Origin of the sequence: Amycolatopsis orientalis DSM 40040 = KCTC 9412, from assembly GCF_000478275.1 — a bacterium.
Taxonomy (GTDB): Bacteria; Actinomycetota; Actinomycetes; order Mycobacteriales; family Pseudonocardiaceae; genus Amycolatopsis; species Amycolatopsis orientalis.
The window spans coordinates 18,979-33,851 of sequence record NZ_ASJB01000029.1 but is presented as its reverse complement, the minus strand read 5'-3'; the positions used below and the strand labels follow the sequence as shown (position 1 = coordinate 33,851).

Below are 14,873 nucleotides of genomic sequence, written 5' to 3'. Positions count from 1 at the left end.
CATGGCTGAGCAGACACTCGCGGCACCGAAGAGCAACAAGACGATCACGGCCCTTCGCCGGTTCGCGATCTCGATCACCATCTTCAACATCATCGGCTACACCGTGCTCGGTTTCGAGCAGCCCTACACCTATCCGTTCATCGCGCTGGCGACGGCGTACACCACGGAAATCCTGCTGGAGATCATCGGCGCCCGGGCGCAGGGCCGCCCGGTCCGCTTCCGCGGCAACGGTTTCAAGGGACTGGTGGAGTTCCTCTTCCCGGCGCACATCACCGGTCTCGCGCTGAACATGCTGACCTACGTCAACGACCAGGTGCTGGTGATGATGTTCGGCGTCGTGGTCGCCGTCGGCGCCAAGTGGGTCCTCCAGGCCCCGGTGCGCGGCAGGCTCCGGCACTACATGAACCCGTCGAACTTCGGCATCACGATCATCCTGCTGGTGTTCCCGTGGGCGAGCATCGCGCCGCCCTACCACTTCACCGAGCAGGTCGACTCCTGGGTCGGCTGGCTGATCGTCGGCATCATCATGGTGTCGGGCACCGTGCTCAACGCGATGCTGACCCAGCGGATGTGGCTGATCGGCGCGTGGCTCATCACCTTCGCGCTCCAGGCGATCATCCGAGGACTGGTGTTCGACACCGCGATCCCCGGCGCGCTCGGGATGATGACCGGCGTGGCGTTCGTGCTCTACACGAACTACATGGTCACGGACCCGGGGACGACCCCGTCGAAGCCCGCGTCGCAGGTCCTGTTCGGTTCCGGGGTGGCGCTGGCGTACGGGTTCTTCATGATCGTGCACGTCGCGTACGGCCTGTTCCTGGCGACCGCGCTGGTCTGCCTCATCCGCGGCATGTTCCTGTGGGGCCTGCACTTCTCCAAGAAGGCCACCGAGAAGTGGGAGGCCGAGCAGGCGAAGTCGGCCGAGATCACGACCCTGCCCAAGCCGGCCGAGAAGCCGGAGACGGAAACCGGGGCCGTGGCGGCATGACCTCCGGTGCGGAATCCACCCGGGGGGCGCGTCTCGCGCCCCCCGGGCCGCCGCGCAGAGCGACCTTCGGTCTGTTGAAGAAGCTTTTCACCGACCGGCTGGCGCTCATGTCGGATTCGGCGGAGGCGCACGGGGACGTCGTCCGGATCGCGATCGGTCCCAAGACGATGTACCTGGTGAACCACCCCGAGCTGGCGAAACACGTGCTCGCGGACAACGCGGCCAACTACCACAAGGGAATCGGCCTCCAGGAGGCCAGGCGGGCGCTCGGCGACGGGCTGCTCACCAGCGACGGCGAGATCTGGCGGAAGCAGCGCCGCACGATCCAGCCGGTGTTCCAGCCGAAGCGGATCGCGCGGCAGGCCTCCGTCGTCGCGAACGAGGTCGAAGGTCTCGTGAAACGCCTGCGGGATACCAAGGGGCCGGTGGAGATCCTGCACGAGATGACCGGGCTGACCCTCGGTGTGCTCGGCAAGACGCTGCTCGACGCGGACCTCGGCGGGTTCACCTCGCTGGGCCATTCGTTCGAGGCCGTGCAGGACCAGGCGATGTTCGAAGCGGTGACGCTGAGCATGGTCCCGCAGTGGGCTCCGCTGAAGAAACAGCTGCGGTTCCGGGAATCGCGGGACGATCTCCGGCGCATCGCCGAGGAACTCGTCGAGCAGCGGTTCGCGAACCCGGTCGAGAATGGCGAGGACGTCCTGTCCCGGCTCATCGACTCGGCGGGGACGCGCGAGCAGATGCGGGACGAGCTGATCACCCTGCTGCTGGCCGGGCACGAGACGACGGCGAGCACGCTGGGCTGGGCGTTCCACCTGCTCGACGAGCATCCGGACGTCGCGGCGAAACTGCGGGCCGAGGCGGATTCCGTCCTGGGCGACCAGCTGCCGACTCACGAGGATCTGCACCGGTTGCCGTACACCGCGAGGGTCGTCGAAGAGGTCATGCGGCTGTATCCGCCGGTGTGGCTGTTGCCGAGGGTGGCGCAGGCCGACGACGAGATCGGCGGCTACCACATCCCCGCCGGCTCCGACGTCGTCGTCGTGCCCTACACGCTGCACCGGCATCCGGCCTTCTGGCCGGAACCGGAGAAGTTCGACCCGGACCGGTTCGATCCGGACCGGCCGAGCGGCCGTCCGCGCTACGCCTACATCCCCTTCGGCGCCGGGCCGCGGTTCTGCATCGGCAACAGCCTCGGGGTGATGGAGGCCGTTTTCGTGCTGACGATGGTCCTGCGGGACCTCGAGCTCAGGAAACTCCCGGGCTACGACGTGGTTCCCGAGGCGATGTTGTCGCTCCGGGTACGCGGCGGGCTGCCGATGACCGTGCACACCAGGAACAGGAGGTAGGTTCCGTGGATTCGGACGAACAGACCAAGGTGTCCACATTGGAGGCCTACGCGGACACGATCATCCCCGGGGAGAAGCGGTTCCCCGGTGATCACGCGATCGCCGGGGCCTCACCGGGACCCGGTGCGGTGGTGGCAGGCGCGCTCGAACTGCTGCACACCGAGGCGACCGGGGTGACGGTCGGGCTGCCGTATCTCGCGCAGTCCCTCAACGAGCACGCGAAGGTCTACGCCAAGGAACACGACCTCACCCTCGACGAAGGACTTCCCTCGTTCGTCGCACTGTCCTTCGTGGACAGGACCGCGCTCGTGCGCTCGCTGACCGCGCCGGGACATCCGGAGAAGGACGGCTGGGTCAGCCTCGCCCTGTTCTGCAACATGTCCTTCGACAGCGCGGCGCACAAGCACACCGCCGAAGCCATCGCCGAGGGCCACCCGGGCCTGCTGGCGATGGGCTACACCGCGCCGGACGAGGACGGCCTGTGGCGGTTCCCGAAGTTCTCCTATCGCCGCGAACTGGCGAAACTCCACCCTGACACCACGCCCTCCGGGAGCCCGGCATGAGTGCTTACGACAAGACCGACGTCGTCATCGTCGGCAGCGGGTTCGGCGGTTCGATCCCCGCCTACCACCTGGCCGCCGGCGGGGCGAAGGTCACCGTGCTGGAACGCGGGCCCTGGCTGGAGACCAAGGACTTCGAGCACGACTACCTGCTCGGCTCGTCCTACACCCGGGCGTTCGACTTCGTCGTCGGCGACGGGATGAGCGTGCTGGGCGGGAACTGTGTCGGTGGCGGCAGCGTCGTGTACTTCGCCGCGATGCCGCGGGCGCCGAAGTTCGTCTTCGAGCGGCACGGCAGCATCGGCCGTCGTATGTGGCCGTCGGCGATCACGCGGGACTCGCTGGAGCCTTGGTACGACCGGGTTTCGGATTCGCTTCCGGTGTCCAAACAGGACTGGAACGACGTCTCGTACGCCGGTGGCCTGTGGGCGGCCTTCTGTGACCACTCCGGGCGCACCGCCAACCCGGCGCCGGTCGCGGTGGACAACGACCGCTGCGTCAACTGCAACTTCATGATGGCGGGCTGCCGCTTCGACGCGAAGCGCTCACTGCTGACCAACTACCTGCCCGCCGCGCTCGCGCACGGCGCGAAGATCCGGCCGCTGCACGAGGTCCAGCGCATCGAGCGGATCGACGACGGCGACTACCGCGTGCATTTCAACGTCGTCGACGACGTCGACTACCGCGTGCACTCCGGCAGCGGGACGATCGACGCGAAGGTCGTCATCATCGCCGCCGGCGCCGGTGCGACACCGGTGATCCTGCAGCGTTCGGAGTCCGCGCTGGGCACCATGCCGCACGCGGTCGGCCGGTACTTCTCGGGCAATGGCGAGCGGCTCAACACCGCGATCATCAACGAGGAGCGGGTCCGCGAGGTGCTCGGACTGTCCCGTGAGGACGGTAAGGTCTACGAGGCCAACCACATCGGCAAGGGCCCGACCGTGGCGAACTGGGACAAGCTCGACGGTTCGCTGCCGGAGTACGAGCGGTACTCGCTGGAGCAGCTGTACTTCCCGCCCGGGCTCGGCACGATCCTCGCGCAGGTGCCGGAAGGCACTGGGTCTGATAAAGATGTGCCGCGCTGGTTCGGGGTGGAAAAAAAGGAGATCCTCAAGCAGTGGGCGTCCTGGCTCACCATCTTCCTGATGACCGAGGACGACAACGAGGGCGTCTTCGGCGCGCCGCCGCCCACCGGCAATGCCTACCGCATCTCCCAGCAGATGCTCGGCCGCGGGCCGCTGAAGTACGACCCGACGCCGAACACCCTGCACGGCTGGTCGCTGGCCGACGCGGAGTGCAAGGAGATCCTGGAGAAGGACGGCCTCGCGAAGGTCTCGCCGTGGACCAACGACGTCGTCGGCGCGTACACCGTGCACCCGCTGGCGTCGTGCCGGATCGGTGACGACCCGGAGACCTCGGCCCTGCACCCGAACCACGAACTCCGGAACCATCCCGGGATCTTCGTGACCGACAGCGCCTCCGTGCCGGGTGCGCTGACGGTGAACCCGGCGATGACGATCGCGGCGCTGGCCGAGCGTTCGGTGCCGGGGATCGTGCGGGCGCTGCAGGCACGCGGGGTCGACGTCTCCTACGGTGCTCCGGCACCCGACGGATCCATCACCGGGCGCCGCGCCGTCAGCAAACTGTCCCTGGTCGCCGGAAGCTGATTGGGCTCAGCCCGGCTCTGGACTGTCCATAAGGGCCACTTTTCGAGGCGACGGCGCCTGGTTTAGGTAATTTGCGCGGATTTGTGCGGGGGTCGTGAGTGATAAAGGGCGTTAGAACGACACTTACCACTCACGACCCCACGCAGAACCAGCCCGCTAAACGCGATCTCGGCCGCGAGAAGGGGCCTTCACGGCCCCCTCGGGGACATTCGAGATGGGAGATTCGATGACACCGAAGTTGGTACAACTCGCGCTGCGGCGGGCGCTGCGGGAGGTGCGGCACGTCCGGCCGGTGTCCTACGGCCGGGCGACCGGGCAGGTGCGTGCGGTCTACCGGCAGGTCGAACGGGACTTCGGCATGCTGGCCCCGCCGGTGGCGCTGCATTCGCCGTCACCACCGGTGCTCGCGGCGAGCTGGGTGATGCTGCGGGAATCGCTGGTGGCGGCGGGCGCGACGAGCCGGGCGGACCGGGAGGTCGTCGCTTCCCTGGTGTCCCGGTCGAACGCGTGCCCGTACTGCGTCGAGGTCCACGGGATGGCGCTGGCTTCGCTCGGGCGTTCTTCGGCGGCCTCGGCCATCGTGGAGGGGCGTCCGGTCGCGGATCCCCTCGCGGGGCCGTTGCCGCCCGCGGCTCGCACGGAGCTGACCGCGGTGGCGTTCACGTTCCACTACCTGAACCGGGTGGTGAGCGTGTTCCTCGGGGCGTCGCCGCTGCCTTCGTCCGTGCCGGATTCGGCCCGGGCGAAGGCGAAGGCGATGCTGGGCCGGTTCTTGAAGCCCGTCGAGGACGCTTCGCCCGGTCTGTCCTTGCCGTTGCTGGGCCCCGGTTCGCGGGATTTCTCCTGGGCGGCCGGGAATCCGGTCGTCGAAGATGCCTTCTCCCGTGCTGAATCGGTGTTCGCCTCATTGGCGATTCCCGCTTCGGTGCGTGAGGTCGTCGAGCGTGAACTGTCCACTTGGGACGGATCGCCGCCGGGAGTGAGCCGGTCCTGGGTGGACGCCTTCGACGATCCCGTCGTCCGGTTGGCTTTGCTGGTGGTGAAAGCGCCCTACCAGGTCGACGACGCTCTGGTCGCCGCCGCGGGTTTGGGTGACCGGGAACTGATCGAGCTGGTGGGCTGGGCGGCTTTCACCGCCGCCGCGCACCGTGTTTCGCAGCGCCCCACGCGTTTCGTCCTCTAAAGGCGCGCGGGCCTTCAACAACATGAGAGAAGACTGTCAGCCCGGCTCAGGGTCATGCTTGACCGGACTGCAGATGCGGACGGCGGCGTGTTTCCGAGGGCAGAGCCCGGCGCCGGGGCCGGATTCCATGACTTGAGTGGTTGAGAGCTAGGGGAGTGCGGTGGCATGAGCGTTGAGCGGATTTCGATTGTCGGTATCGGTCTCCGATACCCGGACGCCGGTTCCCCGGAAGAACTGTGGGAGAACGTCCTCGCCGGCCGCCGGGCATTCCGGAGACTGCCCGACGAGCGGATGAACCTTGAGGACTACTACTCGCCCGATCCCAAGGCTCCGGACCGCTTCTACGCCAAGAAGGCCGCGGTCCTGCGTGACTACGAGTTCGACCGGATCAAGTACAAGGTCGCGGGCAGTACGTTCCGGTCCACCGACACCACGCATTGGCTGGCCCTCGACGTCGCGGCGCAGGCCTTGGCGGACGCGGGTTTCCCCGAGGGCCAAGGGCTGCCGAGGCCGGCGACCGGCGTGGTGATCGGCAACAGCCTCACCGGTGAGTTCTCGCGGGCCAACATCATGCGGCTGCGCTGGCCGTACGTCCGCCGCACGGTCGCGGCGGCGCTCGCCGAGCGCGGCTGGGCCGAGGGCGACACCGCCGAGTTCCTCCACGATCTCGAGGCGCAGTACAAGGCGCCGTTCCCCGAGATCGACGAGGACACCCTCGCGGGCGGGCTGGCCAACACGATCGCGGGCCGCGTCTGCAACTTCTTCGACTTCGGCGGCGGCGGGTTCACTGTGGACGGTGCCTGCTCGTCGTCGCTGCTTTCCGTGGTCACCGCGGCGAACGCGCTGTCGGAGGGCGACCTGGACGTCGCCATCGCCGGTGGTGTCGACCTGTCGATCGACCCGTTCGAGGTGATCGGCTTCGCCAAGACCGGTGCGCTCGCCAAGCGCGAGATGAAGGTCTACGACGCCGACTCCAACGGTTTCTGGCCCGGCGAGGGTTCCGGGATGCTCGTGCTGATGCGCGAGGACGACGCGATCGCGCAGGGCAAGCGGATCTACGCCTCCATCGGTGGCTGGGGTGTCTCCTCCGACGGCAAGGGCGGCATCACGCGGCCCGAGGCGTCGGGGCACCGCCTGGCACTCAAGCGCGCCTACGAAAAGGCCGGCTACGGCGTCGAAACCGTGTCCTACTTCGAGGGCCACGGAACCGGGACCGCGCTGGGCGACGCCACCGAGATCGAGGCGCTCTCCACCGCCCGCCGCGACGCCGACCCGCTCGCCGACCGGGCCGCGCTCAGCACGATCAAGGGCAACATCGGCCACACCAAGGCCGCGGCCGGGGTCGCCGGGCTGATCAAGGCCACCCTGGCGGTCTACCACCAGGTCATCCCGCCCGCGACCGGTCACTTCGAACCGCACGAGTCGCTGGTCGGCGACTCCGCGCGGATGTACGTCCCGGCCGAGGCCGGGCTGTGGCCCTCGGGTCACCCGGTCCGCGCGGGGGTTTCCGCGATGGGCTTCGGCGGCATCAACTCGCACGTCACCGTCACCGAGGCGCCGGGTGCCGCCCGGCGCAAGGAACTCGACGAGCGGACCCGGTCCCTGGTCGCCGGACGGCAGGACAGCGAGCTGCTGCTGCTCGACGCCGACGACGCCGCGTCGCTGCGCGGTCAGCTCACCGGGCTGCTGGAGGTCGTCCCGAAGCTTTCGCTCGCGGAACTAGCCGACCTCGCGGGCACGCTTTCGGCGGAACTGTCCGGAAAACCGGTGCGGGCGGCGATCGTCGCGACCAACCCGGAGGACGCCGAGCGCAAGCTGGCCAAGCTGCTCGACCTCCTCGGCGAAGGCGAACCCGAAGTCTTCTCCGCCGGTGAAGGGATCTTCGCCGGTTCGCGCACCAAGAGCCCGAAGATCGGTTTCCTGTTCCCCGGTCAGGGTTCCGGGCAGGGCACGGTCGGCGCGGTGCGCAAGCGGTTCGCCCACGCCGACGACATCTACCGCGCCGCGGGGCTCTCGACCGGCGCCGACCAGGTCGCCACCGACGTCGCGCAGCCGCGGATCGTCACCGGCTCGCTCGCCGGGCTCCGGGTCCTCAAGAGCCTCGGCATCGAGGCGCAGACGGCCGCCGGGCACAGCCTCGGCGAGCTGACCGCGCTCCACTGGGGCGGTGCGCTCACCGAACGCGAAGTCCTCAAGCTGGCCAAGATCCGCGGCAGGGTGATGGCGACCGCCAGCGACGGAAACGGTGCCATGGCGGGGATCGCCGTCACGCCGGGCGTCGCCGAACGGCTCGCCGAGGGCGAAGAGGTCGTCATCGCCGGGTACAACGCGCCCGAGCAGACCGTCCTTTCCGGACCGTCGGAGGCGATCGACCGGGTCGTCGCCCGTGCCAGGGCGGAGGGTTTCACCGCCACCCGCATCAACGTCTCGCATGCCTTCCACTCGCCCGCGGTCGTCCCGGCCGCCGAAGCGATGACCGAGGAACTCACCGCGTTCGAGTTCGCGCGGCTCGACCGGCCCGTGGTGTCGACGGTGACCGGCGACGTCCTGCACGCCGCCGAGGACCTGCGCGATCTGCTGCGCGACCAGGTCGTGCTGCCGGTGCGCTTCCGTGAGGCGGCCGCGAAGGTCGCCGAGCGCAGCGACCTGGTGATCGAGGTCGGCCCCGGCCGGGTCCTCACCGGTCTGTTCGGCGAGATCGCGCCCGGCACCCCGGTGCTCGCGATCGACACCGACAGCCCGACGCTGGCCGCGGTGCTCAAGGTCGCCGGCGCGGCGTTCGCGTTCGGCGCCCCGCTGGAGACTTCGGCACTGTTCGCCGGCCGGGTCGTCCGGGCCCTGCCGGTGGACGGCGAGTTCTCGTTCCTCGCCAGCCCGTGTGAGGCCGCGCCGTCCATCGGCGCGGAACTGGCCCGCGACCGGGTCGCCGAACCCGCCGAGGCGGCCGCTTCCGGGGAGGCATCGGAGAACGGCGGCAGCAGCACGCTGGACCTGCTGCGCAAACTCGCCTCCGAGCGGGTCGAACTGCCGCTGGAGGCGGTCACCGCCGACACGCATCCGCTCGACGACCTGCACCTTTCGTCGATCACCGTCGGGCAGCTGGTCAACGACGTCACCCGCGCGCTCGGCCGTCCGGCCCTGGAGGGCATGCCGAACTTCGCGACCGTCTGTCTCGGCGAACTCGCCGAGATGATCGACGAACTCGCGCAGACCGCCAAACCCGCCGACAGCAACCAGGCCGAGGTCGCCGGCGTCGGACCGTGGGTCCGGCCGTTCGCGGTCGAGTACGTGGTGGCGCCGAAGCCCGCGCCCGATCTCACGACCGGCATTTCGACCGCGGAGTGGACGTCGTTCGCCCCGCCCGGGCACCCGCTGGCGGAGCCGCTGCGCGCGGCACTGGCGGGCGCCGGTGTCGGCGACGGTGTCCTTCTCTGCCTGAACGAGGACAGCGACGCCGACGACGTCGGTCTGTTCCTGGACGCGGGCCGCGCGGTGCTGGCCGCGCCCAACGGCACGCGGTTCGTCGTGGTGCAGCACGGTCTCGGCGCTTCCGGCCTGGCGAAGACGCTGCGGCTGGAGGACCCGTCGGCCCGCACCACGATCGTCGATCTGGCCGACGTCAACCCGGTCGACCCCGAAGCCGTCGCCGGGGCGGTGTCCACTGTGGTCACCGAAGTCGCCGCGACGAACGACTTCAGCGAGGTCCGCTACGACTCCGCCGGGGTCCGCACGGTGCCGAAACTCGGCGCCCTGAAACCGGCCGAGGCGGAAGGCACGCCGCTCGGCACCGACGACGTCCTGCTCGTCACCGGTGGCGGCAAGGGCATCACCGCGGAGAGCGCGCTGGCGCTGGCCAAGGACTCCGGCGCGAAACTGGCACTGCTGGGCCGGAGCGACCCGGCCGACGACGCCGAACTGTCGGAGAACCTCGGCCGGATGGCGGCGGCGGGCATCACCTACCGCTACGAACGCGCCGACGTCACCGACGACCGGCAGGTGGCGGACGCCATCGGCCGGATCCAGGCCGAGTTCGGCCCGGTCACCGCGGTCCTGCACGGCGCGGGCCGCAACGAGCCCGCCGCGCTGTTCTCCCTGACCGAGGAGACCTTCCGCAAGACACTGGCGCCGAAGATCGGCGGCCTCAACGCCGTCCTCGACGCCGTCGACAAGGACAAGATCAAGCTGCTGGTCACCTTCGGCAGCATCATCGGGCGGGCGGGCCTGCGCGGCGAGGCGCACTACGCCACGGCCAACGACTGGATGACCGAACTGACCGTGCGCTTCGGCCTCGAGCACCCCGGTGCGCGGGCGATCGCGCTCGAATGGTCGGTCTGGTCCGGGACCGGGATGGGCGAGAAGCTCGGTGTCGTCAGCGCCCTGATGCGCGACGGCATCACCCCCATCCCGACCGAGGAGGGCATCGAGATCCTCCGTCAGGTCGTCGGCGATCCGGCGGCCCCGTCGGTACTGGTCGTCTGCGGCCGTACCGCGGGGCTCGCCACCCTGCCGGTGGAGAAGCGCGAGCTGCCGCTGAACCGCTTCGTGGACCGCGCCGTGGTGCACTACCCGGGGGTCGAGCTGATCACCGAGGCCGATCTCTCCGCGGGCAGCGACCCGTATCTGGCCGACCACCTGCTCGACGGTCAGCTGCTGTTCCCCGCGGTGATCGGGATGGAGGCGATGACGCAGGTCGCCAAGGCCACGCTGGCCGCGGAAAGCCTGCCGGCGCCGGTGTTCTCCGACGTCGAGTTCCTGCGGCCGATCATCGTCTCGCCGGGCGGCTCGACCACGATCCGGCTCGCCGCGCTGGCCAGGGACGCCGAAACGGTGGACGTGGTGCTGCGCAGCGGGGAGACCGGGTTCAGCGCCGACCACTTCCGTGCCCGGCTGCGGTTCAGCCGTCCGGATCCGCTCGGCGACACGGTGGTCCGCGACGTCGCGCTGCCACCGGTCCCGGTCGACCCGACGACCGAGCTGTACGGCACGGTTTTGTTCCAGGGCAAGCGGTTCCAGCGGGTCACCGGTTACCGGCGGGCCAGCGCGCGGCACGCGGTCGCGGAGATCGCGACCGGCGCCGAGGTCGACTGGTTCGCGCCGTTCCTCCCGCAGGAACAGCTTCTGGCCGACCCGGGCACCCGCGACGCGATGATGCACGCGATCCAGTGCTGCGTCCCGGACGCGACGCTGCTGCCGCAGGGGATCGAGCGGCTGTACCTCGCCGAACCCGGCGAGCAGCATCCGGAGTACGTGCTCCTCGACGCCCGTGAGCGGTCGCAGGACGGCGACAGCTACGTCTACGACCTCGACGTCCGCAACCCCGACGGGAAGCTCGTCGAGCGCTGGGAAGGGCTGAAGCTGCGCGCGGTCCGCAAACGCGACGGTGAAGGGCCTTGGGTCCCGTCGATGCTCGGGTCCTATTTGGAGCGTTCCGCCGAACGGCTGCTCGGCTCGTCCCGGGCGATCGTCGTCGAACCGGACCCGGTGGGCGTTTCCGTCGAGACCACACCGGAACGACGGGCGCAGACGGCGCTGGCCGCCGGCCGCGCGGTCGACGCCCCGCTCGAGATCCGCTACCGCCCGGACGGGAAACCGGAGGCCGACGGGGTCGAGGTGAGCGCGTCGCACAGCGCCGACCTCACCCTGGCGATCGCCGGGAGCGGCCGGATCGCGTGCGACGTCGAGACGGCGATCGAGCGGACACCGGAGGACTGGGCCGGGTTGCTCGGCGAGGATCTGCTTTCGGTCGGCGAACTGCTCGCCGCCGATGCCCGCGAACCGCTCTCGGTCGCGCACACCCGGGTCTGGAGCGCGCTGGAATGCGTGCGCAAGACCGGCGACATGACACAGGCGCTCACCGTGCACCGGGTCGACCCGGACGGCTGGGCGGTGCTTTCCCACGGCAGTGCCCGCATCGCCACCTGGGCGACGACCGTCAACGACCGGACCGATCCCGTCGTCTTCGCGGTGCTCCAGGGAGAGGAGAACTGACCATGGCCGACTACTACGAGATCCTGCATACGGTCGGGTTCGAAGAGACCAACCTGGTGGGCAACGTCTACTACGTGAACTACGTGCGCTGGCAGGGCCGGTGCCGCGAGATGTTCTTGAAGGACAAGGCACCCGCGGTACTCGAAGAGGTCCGCCACGACCTCAAGCTGTTCACGCTCAAGGTCGATTGCGAGTTCTACGCGGAGATCACCGCGTTCGACGAGCTGTCCATCCGGCTGCGGCTGGAAGAGCTGACGCAGACCCAGATCCAGTTCACCTTCGACTACGTCCACCTCACCGACGAGGGCGAGCGGCTGGTGGCGCGCGGACGGCAGCGGATCGCGTGCATGCGCGGCCCGAACACGGCGACGGTGCCCAGCAGGGTGCCCGAGCAGCTGCGTGAGGCGCTGGCCCCGTACGCGGTCAACGGCAAGGGAGAATGACGTGGGCACGAGCGCGCCTGCAGAAGAGTCCCCGGAACCTTCGCGGCCGGTGCTGAAACGCCTGCCGACACCCGCCACCCGGCGTCGGCTGTCGGCGCAGGCCGGGCTGCGGGAGGTGATGGGCCAGTTCGCCACCGGGGTCACCGTGCTGACCGCCGGCGGCGAACGGGCCCACGGGATGACCGCCAACGCCGTCACCTCGGTGTCGCTGGAGCCGCCGATGGTGCTGTGCTGCGTCTCGCGGGCCGCCCGGATGCACGACGCGATCGTGACGGCGGGCTCGTACGCGGTCACGGTGCTCGCGTCGGACCAGAAAGACCTCGCGAAGTACTTCGCCGACTGGCGCCGACCGGCCGGGCTCGCGCAGTTCGACTCGGTGGACTGGACGGCCGGGCCGCAGACCGGCGCCCCGCTGCTCGACGGCGCGCTGGCGTGGCTGGAATGCGAACTCGCCGAGGTCCACGAAGGCGGTGACCACTCGATCTTCCTCGGCAAGGTGGTCGCCTCCAGCCGCGGCACGGCGCAGGACTCGCTGGTCTTCTACAGCGGTGGCTACCACCAGATCGACGGCCGGATTCGGGCATCGGCCTGACGGGAGAGGAACTGTCATGACCATCAACGAACCCACCACGCCCGCCCCGGCCCTCTCGCCGGAGCGGCCGCCGGTGGTCACCACCATGCCCCGCCTCGGACGGGGGGTGTGCTGGAGCGACATCGTGCGCGAGATCGAACTCGACGAGCTCGAGCGCGAGTCCCGTATGGGGGAGGCGGCGTGACCCTGCAAGGCGATCCGGGCGCTCAGCGCACGGAGGACTCCGAGGTGGTGCCGCTGCCGGAGGACCGGCTGCGGCGCCCCCGGATCCCGAGGGCGACCGACGGGCAGGTGATCCCGCTCGCCCGCGGCGCCGAACCGGTGCATCCACCCGAACCGACGATGCCGTTGCTGCGGACCCAGCGCGACGAACTGCGCGAACATATCGTCGACGGGCGGCTCGACGGTGTCCGGCGGCAGCACTCGCTCGGCAAGCACACCGCGCGCGAACGACTGGAACTGTTGCTGGATCCCGATTCCTTCACCGAGGTCGAGCTGTACCGGCGGCATCAGGCGAACGGGCTCGGGCTGGCGGAGAACCGGCCGTACACCGACGGCGTCGTCGCCGGTTCGGGCACCATCGACGGTCGGCGCGTGTTCGTCTACGCGCAGGACTTCACCGTCTTCGGCGGTTCGCTCGGCGAGGCGCACGCGGCGAAGATCCACAAGGTGATGGACCTGGCCATCGCCACCGGTTCGCCGCTGATCGGGCTCAACGACAGCGGCGGGGCACGGATCCAGGAAGGCGTCATGGCGCTCAACGGCTACGGCGGCATCTTCCGCCGTCAGGTCGAGGCGTCCGGCGTCATCCCGCAGATCAGCGTGGTGCTGGGGCCGTGCGCGGGCGGGGCGGCGTATTCGCCGGCGCTGGCGGACTTCGTCTTCATGGTGCGCGACACCGCCCGCATGTACCTGACCGGGCCGGACGTCGTCGAGACCGTGACGGGGGAGCGCGTCAGCCACGACGAACTGGGCGGCGCGGACGTGCACGGCGCGTCGTCCGGCGTCGCGACCGTGGTGCACGACGACGAGGAGAGCTGCCTCGCCGACGTCCGCTACCTGGTGTCGCTGCTGCCGTCGAACTACCTCGACCCCGCGCCGCGCGAGCCGTCGCAGGACGCGGGCAGGGACCGGCGGCCCCGGTTGGCCGACCTCGTCCCCGTGGAGCCGAACAAGCCCTACGACATGCGGGACGTGTTCGCGGAACTGACCGACGACGGGGAGTTCTTCGAACTGCACGAGCGATGGGCCCGGAACGTGCTGTGCGCGCTCGCGCGGATCGACGGGCGGGTGGTCGGCCTGGTCGGCAACCAGCCGGTGGTGTTCGCCGGGGTGCTCGACGGGCCTGCTTCGCAGAAGGCGGCGCGGTTCGTGCGGTTCTGCGACGCGTTCAGCATCCCGCTGGTGACGCTCGTGGACGTCCCGGGCTTCCTGCCCGGCGTCGAGCAGGAGCATTCCGGGATCATCCGGCACGGCGCGCAGCTGCTGCACGCCTACTGCGAGGCGACCGTGCCGCGGATCCAGGTCATCCTGCGCAAGGCCTACGGCGGCGCGTACATCGTGATGGACTCGCGGTCCATCGGGACCGACCTGTCGCTGGCCTGGCCGACCAACCAGATCGCCGTGATGGGTGCCGAGGGCGCGGTCAACGTGCTGTTCCGCAAGGACCTCGCCGCCGCGGCCGATCCGGACGCGTTGCGCGCCCACCTGGTCGCCGAGTACACCGAGGAGTTCATGAACCCGCAGTACTCGGCCGAACGCGGCCTCGTCGACGACATCATCGACCCGGCCGACACCCGCTCGGCCGTCGCCAGGGCCCTGGACATGCTGCAGGACAAGCGAAAGGCGGCACCCCAGCGCAAGCACGGCAACCACCCGATCTGAACGGGGAAGACATGTCACCGTCCGAAAAGGACACGACGCCGGTCTTCCGGGTCCTGCGGGGGGACCCGGAGGACGCCGAACTGGCCGCGCTCGTCGCCGTCTTCGGCGCGCTCGCCTCGGCGGCGCCCCCGCCCGACGCACCCGCGCGCTCGGCGTGGTCGTCGCGGACAAGGGCGACCTGGCGTACTTCGGTCTTGCGCTGAGAGAAAGGCTCGTGAG

11 protein-coding genes are annotated in these 14,873 nt (G+C 69.8%); all 11 read left to right on the top strand.

Translation table 11 applies throughout. The annotated features are described in order from the left end of the window. Position 1: 1 nt before the first annotated feature. The 11 genes from L324_RS08475 to L324_RS08430 all read left to right on the top strand — a co-directional run bounded on the left by L324_RS08475 (position 2) and on the right by L324_RS08430 (position 14,857). Positions 2 to 988 carry a hypothetical protein gene (locus L324_RS08475; RefSeq protein ID WP_037305534.1) on the top strand — a complete coding sequence of 329 codons (987 nt, stop codon included), beginning with the start codon at positions 2 to 4 and terminating at the stop codon, positions 986 to 988. After that, on the top strand, positions 985 to 2,337 hold the full coding sequence (locus L324_RS08470) for a cytochrome P450 (protein WP_037305518.1): 1,353 nt from the start codon (positions 985 to 987) through the stop codon (positions 2,335 to 2,337). Before L324_RS08475 ends, L324_RS08470 begins: the two co-directional genes overlap by 4 nt. Positions 2,338 to 2,342: 5 nt before the next feature. Next, positions 2,343 to 2,900 (top strand): DUF5987 family protein, encoded by a 558-nt coding sequence (locus tag L324_RS08465; protein ID WP_037305517.1) that lies wholly within the window; start codon positions 2,343 to 2,345, stop codon positions 2,898 to 2,900. Beyond that, positions 2,897 to 4,564, top strand: coding sequence for a GMC family oxidoreductase (locus L324_RS08460; protein ID WP_037305516.1), 1,668 nt, complete (start codon positions 2,897 to 2,899; stop codon positions 4,562 to 4,564). The genes L324_RS08465 and L324_RS08460 overlap by 4 nt, the downstream gene beginning before the upstream one ends. A gap of 226 nt (positions 4,565 to 4,790) precedes the next feature. Next, positions 4,791 to 5,747 (top strand): carboxymuconolactone decarboxylase family protein, encoded by a 957-nt coding sequence (locus L324_RS08455; protein ID WP_037305533.1) that lies wholly within the window; start codon positions 4,791 to 4,793, stop codon positions 5,745 to 5,747. 165 nt (positions 5,748 to 5,912) lie between these two features. Continuing rightward, complete coding sequence (locus L324_RS08450; protein ID WP_037305515.1) at positions 5,913 to 11,735, top strand: type I polyketide synthase; 5,823 nt, start codon at positions 5,913 to 5,915, stop codon at positions 11,733 to 11,735. 2 nt (positions 11,736 to 11,737) lie between these two features. Next, positions 11,738 to 12,178, top strand: coding sequence for an acyl-CoA thioesterase (locus tag L324_RS08445; protein WP_037305514.1), 441 nt, complete (start codon positions 11,738 to 11,740; stop codon positions 12,176 to 12,178). Between the two features lies 1 nt (position 12,179). Continuing rightward, positions 12,180 to 12,770, top strand: a complete 591-nt coding sequence (locus L324_RS08440) for a flavin reductase family protein (RefSeq protein ID WP_051173762.1) — start codon at positions 12,180 to 12,182, stop codon at positions 12,768 to 12,770. Positions 12,771 to 12,786: 16 nt separating this feature from the next. Beyond that, positions 12,787 to 12,954 (top strand): DUF6222 family protein, encoded by a 168-nt coding sequence (locus tag L324_RS43055; RefSeq protein ID WP_162835856.1) that lies wholly within the window; start codon positions 12,787 to 12,789, stop codon positions 12,952 to 12,954. A gap of 158 nt (positions 12,955 to 13,112) precedes the next feature. Next, positions 13,113 to 14,654 carry an acyl-CoA carboxylase subunit beta gene (locus L324_RS08435; protein WP_438938443.1) on the top strand — a complete coding sequence of 514 codons (1,542 nt, stop codon included), beginning with the start codon at positions 13,113 to 13,115 and terminating at the stop codon, positions 14,652 to 14,654. An 11-nt stretch (positions 14,655 to 14,665) separates the two neighbouring features. Then, the gene (locus L324_RS08430) at positions 14,666 to 14,857 is read left to right on the top strand and encodes an acyl-CoA carboxylase subunit epsilon (RefSeq protein WP_037305511.1); all 192 of its coding nucleotides are present in this window, start codon (positions 14,666 to 14,668) and stop codon (positions 14,855 to 14,857) included. Positions 14,858 to 14,873: the final 16 nt, after the last annotated feature.